Here is a 14,199-nt window from a genome sequence, read left to right as displayed (position 1 = left end):
GCCCGCCGCTGGGATAGCTTGGCGCCATGACAGATGCGCCGCGATTCATCCACCTTCGCCTTCACACCGAATATTCGCTGCTGGAAGGGGCCGTGCGGCTGAAGAAGCTGCCCGGCATGGCCGCCGCCGCGGGCATGCCCGCCGTGGCGGTGACCGATACCAACAACCTCTTCGCCGCGCTCGAATTCTCGGTCGCCGCGCGCGATGCCGGGATCCAGCCGATCATCGGCTGCCAGGTCGACCTGGCCTACGACCCCGCCGCCCCGGGCGAGAAGCCGCGCGATCCCGCGCCCATCGTCCTGCTGGCGCAGAGCGAGGCGGGCTACCTGAACCTGATGAAGCTGAACTCGGCGCTCTATTTGGAAAAGCCGGGCGAGTTGCCGAACGTCACGCTGGCCGATCTCGAGACGTATGGCGAGGGGCTGATCTGCCTGACCGGCGGCCCCGACGGCCCGGTGGGGCGGCTCTTGCGGGCGGGCCACCGCCCCAAGGCCGAGGCGCTGATGACCCGGCTGGCCGCGATCTATCCGCAACGCCTTTACGTCGAACTGCAGCGCCACCCCGAGGATTCGGGCGGCCTGCCTACCCCCGAACGCGCGACCGAGCAGGGCCATGTCGAAATGGCCTACGCGATGGAGCTGCCTCTGGTCGCCACGAACGACGTCTACTTTCCGCAGTCCAAGATGTACGAGGCGCACGACGCGCTGATCTGCATCGCCGAGGGCGCCTATGTCGACCAGCAGGACCCGCGTCGCCGCCTGACGCCGCAGCACTACTTCAAGTCGCCGGCCGAGATGGCCGCGCTGTTTGCCGACCTGCCCGAGGCGCTGGAAAATACCGTCGAGATCGCCCGCCGTTGCGCCTTTTCGGTCGCCAAGCGCCCGCCGATCCTGCCGCGCTTTGCCGATGACGAGGTCGAGGAACTGCGCCGCCAGGCGAAAGAGGGGCTTGAGGCACGGCTGGCCGTCATCCCCCACGCCGCCCCTGTCGAGGACTACGAGAAGCGGCTGGAATTCGAGCTTGGCATTATCGAGGGCATGGGCTTTCCCGGCTACTTCCTGATCGTGGCCGACTTCATCAAGTGGTCGAAAGAGCAGAACATCCCGGTCGGCCCGGGTCGGGGGTCGGGGGCCGGCAGTCTCGTGGCCTATGCGCTGACCATCACCGACCTCGATCCGCTGCGCTATTCGCTGCTGTTCGAACGCTTCCTGAACCCCGAACGCGTGTCGATGCCGGACTTCGACATCGACTTCTGCATGGACCGGCGCGAGGAGACGATCCGCTACGTGCAGGACAAGTACGGCCGCGACAAGGTGGGGCAGATCATCACCTTCGGCGCGCTTCTGTCCAAGGCCGCGGTGCGCGACGTGGGCCGGGTGCTGCAGCTGCCCTATGGCCAGGTCGACAAGCTGAGCAAGATGATCCCCGTGGAGGGCGTGAAGCCCGTCAGCATCGAAAAGGCGCTGGCGGATGAACCGCGCCTGCGCGAGGCGGCGAAGAACGAAGAGGTCGTCGACCGCCTTCTGACCTACGGCCAGCAGGTCGAGGGGCTGTTGCGCAACGCCTCGACCCACGCGGCCGGGGTTGTGATCGGCGACCGGCCGCTCGATGAGCTGGTGCCGCTCTACCGCGACCCGCGGTCCGACATGCCGGCCACGCAGTTCAACATGAAGTGGGTCGAACAGGCAGGGCTGGTGAAGTTCGACTTTCTGGGCCTCAAGACCCTGACCGTCATCCAGAACGCCGTCGACCTGATCCTGGCTTCGGGCCGGCCGCTGCACGTCGCCGCCGACGGCACCGAGCTTTACGAGCCGGCGCCAGGCGGCGAGAACCAGATGAACCTGATCCCGCTCGATGACGAGAAGACCTACGAGCTTTACGCCTCGGCCAAGACGGTCGCCGTGTTCCAGGTTGAATCGACGGGCATGATGGATGCGCTGCGGCGGATGAAGCCGACCTGCGTCGAGGATATCGTGGCGCTTGTCGCGCTCTACCGGCCCGGGCCGATGGAGAACATCCCCGTCTATTGCGAGGTCAAGAACGGGCTGCGCAAACGCGCGGGCATCCACCCCTCGATCGACCATATCCTGGACGAAACCCAGGGCATCATCGTCTACCAGGAACAGGTGATGCAGATCGCGCAGGAGATGGCGGGCTACAGCCTCGGCGGCGCCGACCTTCTGCGCCGCGCCATGGGCAAGAAGATCCAGGCCGCAATGGATGCCGAAAAGCCCAAGTTCCTGGAAGGGTCGAAGAAGAACGGCGTCGACGAGAAGAAGGCGCGCGAAGTCTGGGACCTGCTCGACAAGTTCGCGAACTACGGCTTCAACAAGTCCCACGCCGCCGCCTATGCCGTGGTCAGCTACCAGACCGCGTGGCTGAAGGCGAACCACCCGGTCGAGTTCATGGCCGGCGTCATGAACTGCGACATGCACCTCACCGACAAGCTGGCGATCTATGCCGAAGAGGTGCGCCGGGGCCTGAAGCTTGAAATCGTGCCGCCCTGCGTGAACCGCTCGCAGGCGATGTTCTCGGTCAAGGACGGGCGTGTGCATTACGCGCTGGGGGCGCTCAAGAACGTGGGCGTCGAGGCGATGCGCCTGATCGTCGAGGCGCGGACGGCGTCGCGCGACGGGGACGTGCCGGGTGCCGAACGCCCCTTTGCCACGCTTTACGATTTCGCCCGCCGGGTCGACCTGCGGCGCATCGGCAAGCGCCCGCTGGAAATGCTGGCCCGGGCCGGTGCATTCGACGAGCTGGATCCGAACCGGGCCCGGGTCTTTGCCGCGCTGGATGCGCTGGCCGCCTATTCCGGCGCGATCCACGACCAGAAATCCTCGGCCCAGGTGTCGCTGTTCGGCGAGGCGGGCGAGGACCTGCCCGAGCCGCGGCTGCACCCCGTGGCCGACTGGCTGCCGACCGAGAAGCTGTCCGAAGAGCACAAGGCCATCGGCTTCTACCTCTCGGGACATCCGCTGGACGACTACATGGCGCCCTTGAAGCGCAAGGGCATCAAGACGATCGAAGAGGTCACGCGCGAGGCCGCGCGCGGCCCGATGGTGGCCAAGCTGTCGGGCTCGGTCTCGGCCAAGCAGGAGAGGAAGTCGGCGCGCGGCAACCGCTTTGCCTTCGTGTCGCTGTCGGATCCCACCGGGCTTTACGAGGTGATGGTGTTCTCGGACACGCTGGACACCTCGCGCGAGCATCTGGAGCCCGGGTCGAACGTCGTGATCCAGGTCGAGGCGACGATGGAATCCGAGCAGCTGAAGTTGCTGTGCCGGTCCGTCGCGCCGATCGACGCGGCGGTGGCGGATGCCGGCGGCATGGGGCTGCGCGTCTTCGTCGATGCCGAGGCGGCGATCGCCGCCGTGGCCACGCTGCTCGACCGTGCCCGAGAAGAGCAGAAGGGCCGGCGCGCGGCGCGGGGGCCGATCAACCTGTGCCTGATGCACCCCGATCTGCCGGGCGAGGTCGAGATGGACCTGGGCGCCGAGTTCCCGGTGACGCCGCAGATCAAGGGCGCGATCAAGTCGATGGCGGGCGTGGTGACGGTCGAGGATATCTAGACCGCACCGCTTCTTTCCCCCACCTGTCCTTTCCGGCAGACCGTCGGCGCCACGGTGGGCCAAGACGCTTGCAAGGCGTGATCCGCGCCCGGAGGGACGCGGTGGATGTTGCCCGGCCCCCTCGGGCCATCCTCGCTGAGGTCGGCGCAGAAGGCCGCAAGGCGGGATGGGCGGCCAGGGGGCATGCGGGGGACAGGCAGGTGCGGGCAGGCGGGCGCGGGGCAGGCCGGGCCCGGTCAGCCGCCGCTGCGGATCAGGTACGGCGTCAACCCGCGCAGCATGTCGAGGCACCGCGCCAGCTCGGCGATCTCGACGTATTCGTCGGGCTTGTGCGCCTGCGCGATGTCGCCGGGGCCGCAGACCGCGACGTCCATTCCGGTCTGCTGAAAGATCCCCGCCTCGGTGCCGAAGGCCGCGGTTTCGGTGCCGTTGCGCCCGGTGCTCCCGGCCAGAAGATCGCGCGCGGCGTTGTGCGCGCGCGGCTCCAGCCCCACGGTCTGGCCGATCACGTGGGTGACGATGTCCGCATCCGGCGCCACCGCGCGCATCGCGGGCAGAAGGTCGTCGCGGACCAGCCGGTCCAATGCGTCACGCACGAAGTCGCGGTCGGCGCCCTGGACCGGGCGCAGGTCCCATTCGACCTCGGCCCGCCCGATGATGACGTTATGCGCCACGCCCCCCGAGATCCGCCCGAGGTTCAGCGTCGAATGCGGCGGATCGAAGGGCGATCCCTCGGGCGCGCGGGTCTTCAGCTCTTCACGCAGCTCCAGCAGGCGGGCGACGTAGCGCACCGCGTACTCGCCCGCGTTCACGCCCCTGTCGGGCGCCGATCCGTGGCCTTCGAGCCCGGTGAATTCGACCGTGTATTCGTCGACCCCCTTGTGGCCGTCGATGATTGCCATGCCGGTGGGTTCGCCCACCAGCGCCATCGCCGGCCGGAGTCCGCGCCCGGCCAGCTGCGCGGCCAGCGCCATGGCGCCCACGCAGCCGACCTCTTCGTCGTAGGTGAAGGCGAAATGCAGCGGCCGCGCCAGATCGCGCCCCGACCACAGCGGCAGCGCGGCAAGGCAGCAGGCCAGGAAGCCCTTCATGTCGCAGCTGCCGCGGCCGTAGAGACGGCCGTCGCGTTCGGTCATCTCGAAGGGGTCGGTGCTCCATTCCTGCTCGGCCACCGGCACCACGTCGGTATGGCCCGACAGCACGATGCCGCCATCGCCCTCGGGGCCCAGCGTCGCGAAAAGGTTCGCCTTCTGCCCGGTCTCGTCGTGCATCAGCTCGACCCGCGCGCCGGCGTCCGTCAGCCGCGCGGCGAGGTGGACGATCAGCCCGAGGTTGCTGTCGGACGACACGGTCGGAAAGGCGATGAGATCGCGGAGAATATCGATGGTGTCGGCCAGCATCCGCTCCGGCGTCGTCTCAGGGTTTGACATGCATCCTCCGCGGCCGGTCGCAGAAGGTGCGGGCGGGCCCGTCCTCGGCGATCAGGATGGTTTCGGTGATCTCGATCCCCCAGTCCTTCATCCAGAGCCCGGGCATGAAGTGGAAGGTCATGCCGGGCTGCAGGATAGTCTCGTCCTCGGGGCGCAGCGAAATGGTGCGCTCGCCCCAGTCGGGCGGGTAGGACAGGCCCACCGGATAGCCGCAGCGCGCGCCGCGTTCGATGCCCGCGGCCTCCAGCGGGCGGGCCAGCGCATTGGCGATGTCGCAGGCGCGGTTGCCCGGGCGCGCGGCTTCAAGCCCGGCTTTCAGCCCCTTGATCAGCGCCGCCTCGGCGCGGCGGATGTGGTCAGGCGGGTCGCCCAGGAACACGGTGCGGCAGAGCGGCACGTGGTAGCGGCGGTAGCAGCCCGCAAGCTCGAAGAACGTGGCCTCGCCCCTCTGGAACGCGGCGCCGTCCCAGGTGAGGTGCGGCGCGGCGGCGTCGGACCCCGATGGCAGCAGCGGCACGATCGCGGGGTAGTCGCCCCAGTCGTCCCCCGCGCCGCGGATGATGTCGCCGTAGATCTCGGCCACCAGCGCGTTCTTGGCCATGCCCGGTTCGACCCGCTCGAGCACGCCGTCGACCGCCTTTTCCGAGATCCGGGCGGCGCGGTGCATGAAGGCGAGCTCCTCGTCCGATTTCACCGCGCGTTGCCAGTTGACCAGGGCCGTGGCATCGATCAGCTCGGCCTCGGTCAGGGTTTCCTTCAGCGTCAGGTAGGCCTTGGCGGAAAAGTAGTAGTTGTCCATCTCGACCCCGACGCGCCGGGCGCCTGGGGCGATTTCGCGCAGGAGCGCACCCAGGTGCTGCATCGGGTGGCGCTCGGTCGACTGGACGTAGGGGTCGGGGTAGGGGCGGACACGGTCGTCGCCCATCCAGCAGGTGCGCACGGCGCCGTTGGCATCCTGGTTGCGGCCCCACCACAGCGGATCGGCATCGGGGAGGATCACGACGCCCTGATGCACGTAGAAGGACCACCCGTCGTATCCCGTGAGCCACGCCATGTTCGACGGATCCTCGACGAACAGAAGGTCCAGCCCGCGCGCGTCCATCGCCGCACGCACCAGCGACAGCCGGCGGTCGTATTCGCCGCGGGAGAAGGGCAGTTTTTCGGGCGCGGCTGGCATGGCTGGATCTCCTGTTGCACTCTACCCCTAGGGGTGGCGCCGACGGGCGCGTCGGTCAAGTCCGGGGCGGGCCGCGTGGGGTCGCGGGTTGACTTTGGCCGCCGCGCGTCCCTCCATCTGCTTCGAGATGCGGCGCGTCCCGCCATGCGGGGCTGCCGGTTTGTGCGAAACGAAGAGACCTTGCCCGACCGCCGGGGCCATCGACCGCGTCCCCGGGCGATCCGGGCCGCTACCCGCGCAAGGCGAGGGTGCCGCGCCGGGCGGGACCCGGCCCCCGACACGACACGCGACACACGACCGAGACCCGAAAGGACACCCGATGCTGAGAAACGACGAGCTAGCCGCCTGGGACCGCGAGAATTTCTTTCACCCCTCGACCCACCTGGCCCAGCATGCGCGCGGCGAGACGCCGACGCGGGTGATCCAGAAGGGCAAGGGCGTGTTCATCGAGGACCGCGACGGCAAGCGCATGCTCGACGCCTTTGCGGGGCTTTACTGCGTGAACGTGGGCTATGGCCGCACCGAGATTGCCGAGGCGATCGCCGCCCAGGCGCATGAGCTGGCCTATTACCATTCCTATGTCGGCCACGGCACCGAGGCGTCGATCACGCTGTCGAAGATGGTGCTGGACCGCGCGCCCTCGGGCATGTCGAAGGTCTATTTCGGGCTTGGCGGATCGGACGCGAACGAGACCAACATCAAGCTCGTCTGGTATTACAACAATATCCGCGGGCTGCCCGAGAAGAAGAAGATCATCTCGCGCTGGCGCGGCTATCACGGCTCGGGGCTGGTGTCGGGGTCGCTGACGGGGCTCGAGCTTTACCACAAGAAGTTCGACCTGCCGCTGTCGCCGATCCTGCATACCGAGGCGCCCTATTACTTCCGCCGAGCCGACCGCGCGATGTCCGAGGCCGACTTCGTCGCCGACTGCGCTGCCAAGCTGGAAGAGCTGATCGAGGCCGAGGGCGCCCACACCATCGCCGCCTTCATCGGCGAGCCGGTGCTCGGCACCGGCGGAATCGTGCCCCCGCCCGCGGGTTACTGGGACGCGATCCAGGCCGTGCTGAGCAAGCACGACATCCTGCTGATCGCCGACGAGGTGGTGACGGGCTTCGGCCGGCTGGGCACGATGTTCGGCAGCGATCACTACGGGATCAAGCCCGACATCATCACCATCGCCAAGGGCCTGACGTCGGCCTATGCGCCGCTGTCGGGGTCGATCATCGGCGACAAGGTCTGGAAGGTGCTGGAGCAGGGCACGGACGAATTCGGCGTGATCGGGCATGGCTGGACCTACTCGGCCCACCCGATCGGCGCCGCGGCCGGGGTGGCGAACCTCAGGCTGCTGGACGAGCTGAACCTCGTCGCGAACGCGGGCGAGGTGGGGCCCTACCTGACGCAGACTATGCGCGAGGCGCTGGGTGCCCATCCCAACGTGGGCGAGGTCCGCGGCGAGGGTCTGCTGACCGCCGTCGAGTTCGTGAAGAGCCGCGACCCGCACGAGGCCTTCGATGCCTCCGAGAAGGTGGGGATGCGGCTGTCGGCGGCCATGGCCTCGGACGGGGTGATCGCGCGGGCGATGCCGCAGGGCGACATCCTGGGCTACGCCCCGCCATTCTGCCTGACCCGGGAGGAGGCGGACCAGATCGTCGCGGCGACGGTCCGCGCGGTGGAGCAGATCCTGCCGCGGTGAGCTGATATAGCAAAATTGCGCGCCTTGCGGCGCACGCCATCCATTTTGAGAGCCGCCCCCCAGGGGGCGGCTCTCGTGCCTCCGGCGGGAGTATTTCTGAAAGAGAAGAAGGGGGGCGTCGGTGGGGGCGCCTTCGGCGGCGCGGGCCGGGGGCGACGGGGGGATGGGTGCAAAGGCGGGCGGGGTGGTGCGGTCCCGCCCGCCGGGTCAGGCGGTCAGGCGGTCAGCCAGGGCTGCGTCGATCAGGGCGATGGTCTCCTCGACCCCGTAAAGCGCGATGAAGCCGCCGAAGCGGGGCCCCTGGCTTTGCCCCAGCAGGGTTTCGTAGAGCGCCCTGAACCAGTCGCGAAGCGGCTCGAACCCGTGGTCCTTGCCGACCGCGAAGACCATGGATTGAAGCTCTTCCGCGTCGAGCCCGCCGTCCCAGGCGCGCAGGCGGGTGGCGAGGTCTTCGAGCGCGGCGCGCTCCTGCGGCTCGGGCGTGCGGAACTGCCGTTCGGGCGCCACGAAGTCCTGGAAGTAGCGCACCGCATAGCCTGCCGCGGCGTCGAGGTCGGGGTGCGTTTCGGGGCTTGCGTCGGGCGCGTAGCGGCGGATGAAGCCCCAGAGCCCGTCCTTGTCCGTCGCACCCGAGACGCTGGCGAGGTTCAGCAGCATCGAGAAGGGCACGACCATCCGGCTTTCGGGGACGTCGCCCGAGTGGATGTGGTGCACCGGGTTGGCCAGCCGCTTGTCCCAGTCCTGGTCGGGATAGGCGCGCAGCTGCTGGTGATATTCGTCCATCGCCCGCGGGATGACGTCGAAATACATCCGCTTTGCCGTCTTCGGCTTTTGGTACATGAAGTAGCTGAGCGATTCGGTGGACGCGTAGGTCAGCCACTCGTCGATCGTGAGGCCGTTGCCCTTGGATTTCGAGATCTTCTCGCCATGCTGGTCGAGAAACAGCTCGTAGGTGAAGTGCTCGGGCTTCTTCCCGCCAAGGATCTCGCAGATGCGGTCGTAGATCGGCGTGTTGGTCGAATGGTCCTTGCCGTACATCTCGAAATCGACGTCGAGCGCGGCCCAGCGGGCGCCGAAATCGGGCTTCCACTGCAGCTTCACGTTGCCGCCCGTCACGGGCAGGGTCCATTCGCGGCCGGTCTCGTCGTCGAAGGTGACGGTGCCGTCCTTGGCATCCACGTGCTTGATCGGGACGTAGAGAACGCGCCCCGTCTCGGGGTGGATCGGCAGGAAGCAGGAATAGCTTTGCTGCCGTTCCTCGCGCAGGCTGGCCAGCATCACGTGCATGATATCGTCGTAACGCTCGCACGCGCGCAGCAGCGTGTCGTCGAACTGCCCGGACTTGTAGAACTCGGTGGCCGAGACGAATTCGTACTCGAACCCGAAGGTATCGAGAAACCGGCGCAGCATGGCGTTGTTGTGGTCGCCGAAGCTGTCATGCGTGCCGAAGGGGTCGGGCACCGAGGTCAGCGGGAGCTGCAGGTTCTCGCGCATCATCTCCTGCTGGGGGACGTTCTCGGGCACCTTGCGCATGCCGTCCATGTCGTCGGAGAAGCAGATCAGCCGGGTCGGAATGTCGGAAATCGCCTCGAACGCGCGGCGGATCATCGTGGTGCGCGCGACCTCGCCGAAGGTGCCGATATGCGGCAGGCCCGAGGGGCCGTAGCCGGTCTCGAACAGGACGTGGCCCTTTTCCGGCGGTGCGGCATCGTAGCGTTTCGCAAGCTGGCGCGCCATTTCGAAGGGCCAGGCTTTGGAGCGCATCGCGGCATCACGCAGATCGGACATGGGGGCAGACTTTCCGGGTTTGGGACGGGCATCGGCGAAGGGCGGCCAACGGCGCCCGCTACCTATTGCCGCTAGGGTGTGCGGTCAATATACTGGGCCCGGACCGCAGGGGAAAGAAGGCCGGGCGTGCAGGACAGTCCCAACACAATGACCGCGCAGGATTGCCTTGTGGCGCTCATGCTCGCGGTGTCGGCCTCGGACGAGACCATCCGCACGACCGAGCTTTTGACGATCGAGCGGATCGTGAACCACCTGCCGGCCTTCACGGGCTACGACCAGGACCGCATTTTGCGGGTGTCCGAGACGGTGTTCGATCTCTTCTCGGAAGAGGACGGGCTGGACGCGCTTTTCGGTCTGGTCCGGCAGGCGCTGCCCAAACGGCTGTTTGAAACCTCCTATGCGCTGGCCTGCGACGTGGCGGCCTCGGACGGGAAGCTGGGCGAAAGCGAACTGCGCCTGCTGGAAGAGATGCGCTATGAATTCGATCTCGACCGGCTGGCCGCCGCCGCGATCGAGCGCGCCGCCCGCGCGCGGCACCTGACGGTCTGAGGGGGCGCGGCGCTTGGAATACGTTCTTTTCGGCCTGGTGATCCTGATCCTCGACATCTACGCCCTGCGCGAGCTGTCCCATAGCCGAACCACATCGCGCCAGCGCGGACGCTGGGCCGTGGTCATCCTGTGTCTGCCGGTCGTGGGGCTGGTCTGCTGGCACATGTCGGGCCGGCGGGCGGTGATCATCCGCATCTGAGAGCATGGCCCGAGAGCTGGGTCTGAAAGCTCGCGCGCCCGACAGACGGCGGTGCGCCCGTCAGGACGTGTACATCAGCGCCCAGCGGGAGATCAGTTCGCGCTGAAGGTTGCGCGCCCGTCCCAGCCAGTAACGGCCGCCTTCCGGGCGCTCGCGCTGGTCGACGGTAAGCGCGTCGCGACGGTCGATATCCGTGCAGAAGATCGCGAAGGCGAGGTCGGTCCCGTCGGCGGCGCCGACATACCCCGTCAGCGCCGAGACGAAGTTCAGCGTGCCGGTCTTGGCGTCGATGTCGAGATCGCCGCGCCCCTCGATCGGGAAGTCCTTCATCAGGGAACGCAAGCGGCTGTCGGGCCCCGCGGCGACGATGGCGCGGACCATGTCGCCGGCGCTGATCCGGGTGTCGTCACCGAGGCCCGAGTGGTCTTCGAACCTTGCGCTGGTGATGCTGAACTGGGCGAAGAGCCATTCGCTCATCCTCTGGGCCGAGTCGGCGAGCGTCGCGGGCGGCGGACCGCCGGCCAGCGAGGCGGCGAGGCCCACCGCCTCGGCGGTGAGGTTGGTTGAATACTTCAGCATGTCGCGCAGGATGTCCGTCAGGGGCGCGCTGTCATGCGCCGCCAGCACGTCGCCCGAGACCCGCCCGGGCGTCACCGCGACCTCGGTCCCGAGGTTGATGCCGAAGGACCGCGCGACGCTGAGGAAGGCATCGCCGCAATAGAGCGCCGGGCGCCGCACCGGCAGCCAGCGCGCGCCGCTGTCACCCAGGGCGCCGCGCGCCACGGTCCATTCGTCGCGCCCCTCGCGGTCGGCATAGGTGTAGACCGGGCCGGTGCGGTCGACGACGTCCATCCGGGCCATGGTCACGCCGGGGCTGTAGTTCGGCGCCCGCGCCTCCATCGTGACGACGTAGTCGCCGCCCTTCCGGGTCCATTCGAAATGCACGCGGTTGAAGTTCAGGTTCAGCCCGCCGACCCCGGGGTTGTAGCCCACGTGGTCGGGCTGCTCGACATCGATCTCGCGCGTTTCGGGGATGTCGCCCGTCGACACCCGGAACCGTCCGGCGATTTCGCGCAGGCCCCGGTCCTTCAACTGCGAGGCCATCGCGGCCAGGTCGTCGGTGTCGAGCGTCGGGTCGCCGCCGCCCAGCAGGATCAGGTCGCCTTCCAGCCGGCCGTTCCGCAGCGGTCCCGTGGCGACGAGCCGGGTGGTGAAGCGGTGGTCGGGCCCCAGCCGGTCGAGCGCGTAGAGCGTGGTCATCGCCTTGGCGGTGCTGGCGGGCGGCTGGCCCAGCGTGGGCCCGCGGGATTCCAGGATCTGGCCCGTGCGGGCATCCGCGACGGCAAAGCTGACCTCTCCGTTCAGGTTGGCGCCGTCGACCAGCGATTGCACGCTGGGGATCGCCGATTCATAGACGTCGTCCGGGCGGGGTTTGGGCCGTTGCGAACTGGTCGGGGCCGCGATCGCCGTTCCGGCGCCCTGCGCCAGCAATCCGCCGAGAAGGGCGCGCCGGGTCAGCTTCATAAGGTGAAGTCCTCGTTACTGCCCCGCGGTCCTATCCCGCCCCGGGCAGTCGCCGCAAGTCCGGGGCGCCCGGACGTGGCCATTGGCCGCCCTCGCGCAGCGCGGTCGAGCTGTCCGCGCGCATCGGGATGTTGACGAAGCACCAGGCTGGCGCCGTGGCCCGGGGCAGCAGGCGCGCGGCCGAGGGGGGCAGCCGCGCCTCGCGGTAGATCGAGGCCGCGGGCGAGGTGCGGGCCGAGATTCGGCGCCCGGGGCGGGCGAGGATGCCCACCGGCACGCTCTCCATGATCCGGTGCCAATTGTCCCATAGATGGATCGTCGCCAGGTTATCCGCGCCCATGAGCCAGACGAACCGCACCCCGGGATAGAGGGCCGACAGATGGTCCAGCGTTTGCGCCGTATACCGCGTCCCGAGCCGCGCTTCGAGATCCGTGATCGTCACCTTCGGGTGAGAGATCAGTGAGCGCGCCGCCGCGATCCGGTCGGCCATGGGCGCCGGGCCCTGCCGTTTCAGCGGATTGCCGGGGCTTACCAGCCACCAGACCCGGTCCAGACCGAAGCGGCGCAGCGCCTCGCGCGTCAGGTTGGCGTGGCCGGCATGTGGTGGATCGAAGGAACCACCCAAGAGCCCCACCGCCTGACCGGCACGCGCCTGCGGCCATCCCGGGCCCTTGACCATCCGCGCTCACTCCCCCTTGGCTTCACGGTTTCCGCGGGACTACAGCATCAAGGGTCCCGGGACCAGCATGGCAGATCCGGGGCAGGTCGCTGAGAGGAGGGCGGGCCCGTCGGCGAAGCTGCCGGGCCGTCCGCCCGGGGGCTGCACGGCCGGGGCACGAACCCCCCCCGCGCCGCCCATCTCGGGCGTTGCGCAATGTGGGGGGGGCGGCCCGAATGGGACCGCCCATCCCAGGGCGCGCGGCCCCCGGAGGGTCGCTGCCATCAGGCTGCGCAAAGGCGCCCCGGGTCTGCGGGGTCAGACGGCGGCAGACGAGTCCTCGTTCTCGTCCTTGTCTATCACGGGCGGGGCGCCGCTCAGGAAGGTGCCCAGCACCTTGAGGCCCGCGACGTTGTCGCAGATGACCTTGAGCAGCAGCAGGAAGGGCACCGCCATCAGCGCCCCCGGGATGCCCCAGAACCAGGTCCAGAAGATCACCGTCACGAAGACCGCGACGACGTTCATCTCAAGCTGCCGGCCGACCAGCGTCGGGGTGATTATCTGCCCCTCGATCGAGGTCAGGGCGAAATAGGTGAGCGGGGCGAGCAGTGCGTAGGACACCGAATCGAAAGTCAGGAGCGAGATCACGCCGGCGGCGACCGTCCCCGCCATGGCGCCCATGAAGGGCAAGTAGTTCAGCAGGAACGCCGCCAGCCCCCAGAGATAGGGATAATCCATGCCGATCAGCCACAGCGCCACGCCGATGGCCACGCCAAGGCCCGCGTTGATGACGGTGATCGCCGCCAGATAGCGCGAGACCTGCTTTTCGATGCTGCGCACGATGCCCAGGGCGCGTTTCTTGTCCGTCAGCGTCGGCATCGCGGTGACGATCTTCAGCTGAAACATGTCCCAGTTCGACAGCAGGAACATCGTCAGGATCAGCGCGATGAACAGCGCGGTGCCCGCGCCGACAAGGCTTGTCAGCGCCCGTGACAGCAGTCCGCGCTGCGAATCCACCACCGCGCGGACCTCTTGTTGCCCCATGTCGGGATCGGTGCCATCGGCAAGCTTCTCGACCTGCTCGGTCGCGCGCTGCATCTGCTCGAACGACGAGGTCAGCGTCGACAGCTTGTCCTGCAGGCGGGTGCCCAGTTCCGGCACCTCGTCCATCAGGTTCGAGACCGGGCCGCTCATGATATAGAGCCCGTAGCCGAAGACGACCGAGATCAGCACCACGATACCGATCGCCGACACCACCTGCGGCACCCCCCGGCGGCGCAGCCAGCGCACCACGGGGGTCAGCGTCAGGGTGATCAGCAACGCCAACACAATGGGCATCAGCACCACCTGCGCGAAGTAGAACGCGGCAAAGGCGGCCAGCAGGAAGATGCCCCATAGCAGAAGCTCGATCCGGTGCAGGATACCAAACTCCCCCGTGGCGATGGCCTCGGCGATGCGGGTGGTGCCGAGCCCCGCCACATCGCCAGGCTTGCGCGGCTGTTCGGTCTCGGGGCTGGACGGGGGAGGAGTGCTCACGATATGGGGGGCTTTCCGGCAGAAGTGGCTCGGGGGGCAACGCCGCCTCGGTCGCACGGTTCCCCGATCGTGCGAGCGC

The 14,199-nt window shown here is 68.2% G+C and carries 10 protein-coding genes; 4 read left to right on the top strand and 6 right to left on the bottom strand.

The window, feature by feature from the left end; genetic code table 11:
* The first annotated feature begins 26 nt into the window (after positions 1 to 26).
* Complete coding sequence (gene dnaE, locus EKE94_RS09820; RefSeq protein ID WP_127906439.1) at positions 27 to 3,566, top strand: DNA polymerase III subunit alpha; 3,540 nt, start codon at positions 27 to 29, stop codon at positions 3,564 to 3,566.
* A 236-nt stretch (positions 3,567 to 3,802) separates the two neighbouring features.
* Here dnaE and argE read toward each other — a convergent pair whose 3' ends face one another.
* Both argE and EKE94_RS09810 read right to left on the bottom strand, forming a co-directional pair.
* Entirely contained in the window at positions 3,803 to 4,996 is a 1,194-nt protein-coding gene (gene argE, locus EKE94_RS09815) for an acetylornithine deacetylase (protein ID WP_235855972.1), read from the bottom strand.
* Positions 4,983 to 6,173: a M24 family metallopeptidase gene (locus EKE94_RS09810; RefSeq protein WP_127906438.1), complete on the bottom strand. Its 1,191-nt coding sequence runs from the start codon at positions 6,171 to 6,173 to the stop codon at positions 4,983 to 4,985. The genes argE and EKE94_RS09810 overlap by 14 nt, the downstream gene beginning before the upstream one ends.
* Positions 6,174 to 6,492: 319 nt before the next feature.
* Between EKE94_RS09810 and EKE94_RS09805 the strand changes: the two genes are divergently transcribed.
* Entirely contained in the window at positions 6,493 to 7,866 is a 1,374-nt protein-coding gene (locus tag EKE94_RS09805; RefSeq protein ID WP_127906437.1) for an aspartate aminotransferase family protein, read from the top strand.
* Positions 7,867 to 8,073: 207 nt separating this feature from the next.
* Here the strand turns inward: EKE94_RS09805 and EKE94_RS09800 are convergent, their stop codons facing one another.
* Positions 8,074 to 9,654 carry a lysine--tRNA ligase gene (locus EKE94_RS09800; RefSeq protein WP_127906436.1) on the bottom strand — a complete coding sequence of 527 codons (1,581 nt, stop codon included), beginning with the start codon at positions 9,652 to 9,654 and terminating at the stop codon, positions 8,074 to 8,076.
* 147 nt (positions 9,655 to 9,801) lie between these two features.
* Between EKE94_RS09800 and EKE94_RS09795 the strand changes: the two genes are divergently transcribed.
* Together EKE94_RS09795 and EKE94_RS09790 are read left to right on the top strand one after the other, a co-directional pair.
* Positions 9,802 to 10,203, top strand: coding sequence for a tellurite resistance TerB family protein (locus EKE94_RS09795; RefSeq protein WP_235856005.1), 402 nt, complete (start codon positions 9,802 to 9,804; stop codon positions 10,201 to 10,203).
* 13 nt (positions 10,204 to 10,216) lie between these two features.
* Complete coding sequence (locus tag EKE94_RS09790) at positions 10,217 to 10,402, top strand: PLDc N-terminal domain-containing protein (protein ID WP_127906434.1); 186 nt, start codon at positions 10,217 to 10,219, stop codon at positions 10,400 to 10,402.
* A gap of 60 nt (positions 10,403 to 10,462) precedes the next feature.
* Here the strand turns inward: EKE94_RS09790 and dacB are convergent, their stop codons facing one another.
* The 3 genes from dacB to EKE94_RS09775 form a co-directional block, all read right to left on the bottom strand.
* Positions 10,463 to 11,926, bottom strand: a complete 1,464-nt coding sequence (gene dacB / locus EKE94_RS09785) for a D-alanyl-D-alanine carboxypeptidase/D-alanyl-D-alanine endopeptidase (RefSeq protein WP_127906433.1) — start codon at positions 11,924 to 11,926, stop codon at positions 10,463 to 10,465.
* A 31-nt stretch (positions 11,927 to 11,957) separates the two neighbouring features.
* Positions 11,958 to 12,605, bottom strand: coding sequence for a nicotinate-nucleotide adenylyltransferase (locus EKE94_RS09780; RefSeq protein ID WP_127906432.1), 648 nt, complete (start codon positions 12,603 to 12,605; stop codon positions 11,958 to 11,960).
* 297 nt (positions 12,606 to 12,902) lie between these two features.
* A complete protein-coding gene (locus tag EKE94_RS09775; protein ID WP_235855971.1) occupies positions 12,903 to 14,120 on the bottom strand; it encodes an AI-2E family transporter in 1,218 nt (405 codons plus the stop codon).
* Positions 14,121 to 14,199 lie beyond the last annotated feature (79 nt).

The organism is Mesobaculum littorinae (genome assembly GCF_004011175.1).
GTDB lineage: Bacteria > Pseudomonadota > Alphaproteobacteria > Rhodobacterales > Rhodobacteraceae > Tranquillimonas > Tranquillimonas littorinae.
This window is presented reverse-complemented; position numbering and strand designations above follow the sequence as displayed.

Excerpts from the sequence above, each read along its gene's own strand:
- dnaE (WP_127906439.1), top strand. The coding sequence starts at position 27 with ATGACAGATGCGCCGCGATTCATCCACCTTCGCCTTCACACCGAATAT.
- argE (WP_235855972.1), bottom strand. The coding sequence starts at position 4,996 with ATGTCAAACCCTGAGACGACGCCGGAGCGGATGCTGGCCGACACCATC.
- EKE94_RS09810 (WP_127906438.1), bottom strand. The coding sequence starts at position 6,173 with ATGCCAGCCGCGCCCGAAAAACTGCCCTTCTCCCGCGGCGAATACGAC.
- EKE94_RS09805 (WP_127906437.1), top strand. The coding sequence starts at position 6,493 with ATGCTGAGAAACGACGAGCTAGCCGCCTGGGACCGCGAGAATTTCTTT.
- EKE94_RS09800 (WP_127906436.1), bottom strand. The coding sequence starts at position 9,654 with ATGTCCGATCTGCGTGATGCCGCGATGCGCTCCAAAGCCTGGCCCTTC.
- EKE94_RS09795 (WP_235856005.1), top strand. The coding sequence starts at position 9,802 with ATGACCGCGCAGGATTGCCTTGTGGCGCTCATGCTCGCGGTGTCGGCC.
- dacB (WP_127906433.1), bottom strand. The coding sequence starts at position 11,926 with ATGAAGCTGACCCGGCGCGCCCTTCTCGGCGGATTGCTGGCGCAGGGC.
- EKE94_RS09780 (WP_127906432.1), bottom strand. The coding sequence starts at position 12,605 with ATGGTCAAGGGCCCGGGATGGCCGCAGGCGCGTGCCGGTCAGGCGGTG.